Annotated in this window: 3 protein-coding genes; all 3 read right to left on the reverse strand. The window is 75.2% G+C overall.

Going from position 1 to position 3,179, the window contains the following annotated elements; translation table 11 throughout:
• Nucleotides 1–153: 153 nt before the first annotated feature.
• From AB8Z36_RS36155 to AB8Z36_RS36165, 3 genes are read right to left on the reverse strand one after another with little or no spacing between them, the layout of a single operon-like run.
• Entirely contained in the window at nt 154–1,371 is a 1,218-nt protein-coding gene (locus AB8Z36_RS36155) for a cytochrome P450 (protein WP_369217627.1), read from the reverse strand.
• Nucleotides 1,368–2,111, reverse strand: coding sequence for a glycosyltransferase family 2 protein (locus AB8Z36_RS36160; protein ID WP_369217628.1), 744 nt, complete (start codon nt 2,109–2,111; stop codon nt 1,368–1,370). The genes AB8Z36_RS36155 and AB8Z36_RS36160 overlap by 4 nt, the downstream gene beginning before the upstream one ends.
• Nucleotides 2,108–3,118 carry a 3-oxoacyl-ACP synthase III family protein gene (locus AB8Z36_RS36165; RefSeq protein WP_369217629.1) on the reverse strand — a complete coding sequence of 337 codons (1,011 nt, stop codon included), beginning with the start codon at nt 3,116–3,118 and terminating at the stop codon, nt 2,108–2,110. The genes AB8Z36_RS36160 and AB8Z36_RS36165 overlap by 4 nt, the downstream gene beginning before the upstream one ends.
• Between the last annotated feature and the right edge of the window lie 61 nt (nt 3,119–3,179).

A 3,179-nucleotide genomic window follows, 5' to 3' on the forward strand; every position in this document is an offset into this window, starting at 1 on the left:
GCCTCAACTCGTGTTCCGTGGACGCAGGTTCAGCCGGACGTGGCCCGGCATGAGCACGCCGCGAGCCGCCGCGCGGCCAGCTTCCGCGCGAGCGGTGACCCTGGTCGGGGCGAGGCGCGTGGCCCTGGACCGTGAAGGGGTCGCTTCGTGGCGTCAACTCGGGCTCCGTCGCTGCTTGAGGTCCAGGCGGGCGTAGCCCGGTATCAGTACGCGGCGGGCGGCCACGCGGGTGGTCACCGTGGTCGGGCCCGCGGCCAGCACCGCGTCGAGGACCGCCCGGATCTGCGCCATGGCCAGCGGCATGCCCAGGCAGAAGTGGGGGCCCGCGCCGAACCAGAGGCGGCGCAGCTCCGGCGGGTGGGGCCGCTCCGGGGCGAAGGGTCCGTACGCCTGCGCGCACAGCAGGGTCGCGATGACCACACGGTCACCGGGGGACACCGGCACCCCGCCCACCGAGGTGGCACCGGCCACGCTGCGCAGCATCACCGGCGACGGCACGGTCACCCGCAGCGCCTCCTCCACCACCGCGTTTAGGCCAGGCCCCGGGTGGCTGTCGTCGGTGCTCAGGCGCCGCGGGCCGGGAGCGAGCAGGCCGGAGTCGTGGCAGAGCGCGATCAGGCGCGGGATGAACGAGACCAGGGTCTCGGTGCCGGTGAGCAGGAACGCGCCGACCGCCCCGCGGGCCTCCCGCTCGCTCAGACCGAGTCCGCGCAGACGGCCCGGCAGGGTCGCCTCCGACCCCTCGCGGTACGCGGTCACCGCCGAGGCCGTCAGGCCGCCGAGCACCTCGCGGGCGCGCCTCACCTGACGGCCCGTCATGGCCGGGCGCCACAGCCGCACCATCCCGGTGACCTCGGCCGCCTCGGCGTGCGCCGCGGCGAGCCTGCCGGGACGCACCGGCATGCCGACGATCTCGCAGATCGCCGCGCCCGCGCAGGCCTGGGCCACCCGTACGAGGTCGGCGTCCTCGCCCGCGCGCAGCCGCCGGGTCAGGTCGGCGAGGGGCTGCGCCAGGACGCGGGCGCAGAGCGCGGCCACATAGCCGGGCGTGAAGAGGCCGGAGAGACGGCGGCGCAGGGCCGCGTGCTCGGCGCCCTCCATGTTCAGGAGCACGGAAGGGCCGAGGACGGGTGTCCAGAGGTCGGCGGGCGAACCGGGGCCCGTCTTGGTGAAATGCGCCGTGTCGGTGAGGACTTCGCGCGCGAGGGCGGCGTCGCTGACCACCACGCCGACACGCGGCACCCGGACGACGGGACCGCGCGCGGCGACGGCGCGCAGCAGCCGGTACGCCACGGGGTGGGCGGCACTCTGGAGCCGCCGCTCCCACCGGTCGAGGCCGTCGGCGGCGGCCGGGGCGAGAGCCGTGGTCATCGGATGTCCACCACCTCGGGCCGGTAGCGGTGGTCCGCGTACCAGCCGAGCGTGCGGCGCAGCCCCCACGCGCGGACCCGGCGGGCGGACCCGGCGACGCGTACGTCGCGCCGCACGCCGTAGGCCGAAGTCAGCGTGCGTACCGCGTTGACCAGGGCGCGGTCCTCGTGGACCTCCTCGATCGCCGTGCGCGGGAAGCCGCCCGCGCTCTCGTAGAGCCCGGCGGTGATGGCCATGTTGCAGCCGGGCGCCATCACGTACGGGCCGAGGTAACGGGGATCGCGGTTGCCGGGCCTGAACCGGCCGAAGAGCGCCGCGGCCTCCGTGGCGCCGACGAGCCCCGCGCGGCGCAGCGGCGACAGCGGAGCCTCGTCGGTACGCGGGCGCAGCCGCCCGGCGACCAGGAGCAGTCCGTCGCCGAAGGCCGCCCGCACCCGCGCGGTCCAGTCGGCGGCGGGCAGACAGTCGGCGTCGGTACGGGCCAGATGCGTGGCGCCGTGGGCGATGGCGTGGCGCATGCCGGTGTCGGCGGCGGCGCCGGTGCCCTTGCGGGTCTCGTGGACGAGGTGCAGGGCACCGGGGTAGCCGAAGCCCCTGACCACGTCGGCCGTGCCGTCCGTGGAGTCGTTGTCGACCACGACCAGGGTGAAGTCGCGGTCGGTCTGCGTGGCGAGGGCTTCGAGCGTCGCCGTGATGCCGTGGGCCTCGTTGTACGCGGGGACCACTACCCAGAGATTCACAGCCGGATCACGCTCAATCCCATGCTGATGCCGCCCGCGAGGCCGACGAGCCCGACCAGGTCGCCGGGGCCCGCCCGGCCGCTCTCCTGGGCGCGCACGAGCTGGAGGGGCAGGCTCGCCGACGCCGCGTTGCCGTGCTCGGTGACGGTGACGGCGATCTTCTCCGGCGGCAGGCCGAAGCGCCGGGTGAGTTCGTCCAGATAGGGCTTCGACACCTGGTGGACGCAGACGGCCGCCATGTCCCGCCAGGCGACGCCGAGCCGCTGAAGGGTCTCGTCGAGTATCCCCGGGCCGAGCCGCTCGAAGGCGCGGCGCAGCCCCACCCCGTCGAGGCGGAAGTAGGTGTGCTCGTCGCCCCGGGGGTGCGCGGAGCCGCCGGAGGCCAGCGTGCCGACGCTCCAGGAACGGGAGTCGGCGGTGAACCCGTGGCCGAGCACGCCGGGTTCGGCGGACGCCTCGAGAAGCAGCGCCGCGCCCGCGTCGGACAGCGTGTACCCCGGGATCGAGGCGAGGTAGGTGCGCAGGTCGGGCACCGACCAGCGGACCGCGCGCGAGGGCGACTCACCGCACGCGATGAGGATGCGGTGGTAGGAGCCCTGCGCGATGAGGGCGTGTGCCGTCTCCAGCGCGTTGAGCACGCTGTTGCAGGCGTTCTTCACGTCGAAGACGGGGCAGCCGAGGCCCAGGTGGTCGGCGACGATGTGGGACGTCGCGGGCTCGATCATGTCCTGGCTCGCGGCGGCGAAGATGAGCAGGTCGATGCCTTCGGGGTCGGTACCGGTCCCGGCGAGCAGCTTGCGCGCCGCGGCGGCGGCCAGGTCGGACGCCTGCCAGTCGTCGGGCATGACGTGCAGCCGTTCCACGCCGGTGAGGCGGTGGACGAGGCCGGGCGGCGGGCGGAACCCGCCGCTCGCGGCGGCCACCAGGCGCTCGGTCTCCGCCGCCGATCGGACGGTCTCGGGCAGGTGGACGGACACACCGGCGAGCCTTGCGTGGGTCGATGGCATGGGCGGGTCTCCCGTCGGACGAGGATCACGGTGGGCCGGGGGCGGCCGGAGCGGGGGAGGG

Origin of the sequence: Streptomyces flavofungini, assembly GCF_041028215.1 — a bacterium.
Classification (GTDB): domain Bacteria; phylum Actinomycetota; class Actinomycetes; order Streptomycetales; family Streptomycetaceae; genus Streptomyces; species Streptomyces flavofungini_B.

What these genes read in the sequence shown, in the direction of transcription:
- AB8Z36_RS36155 (WP_369217627.1), bottom strand. Translation starts at nt 1,371, where the DNA reads ATGACCACGGCTCTCGCCCCGGCCGCCGCCGACGGCCTCGACCGGTGG.
- AB8Z36_RS36165 (WP_369217629.1), bottom strand. Translation starts at nt 3,118, where the DNA reads ATGCCATCGACCCACGCAAGGCTCGCCGGTGTGTCCGTCCACCTGCCC.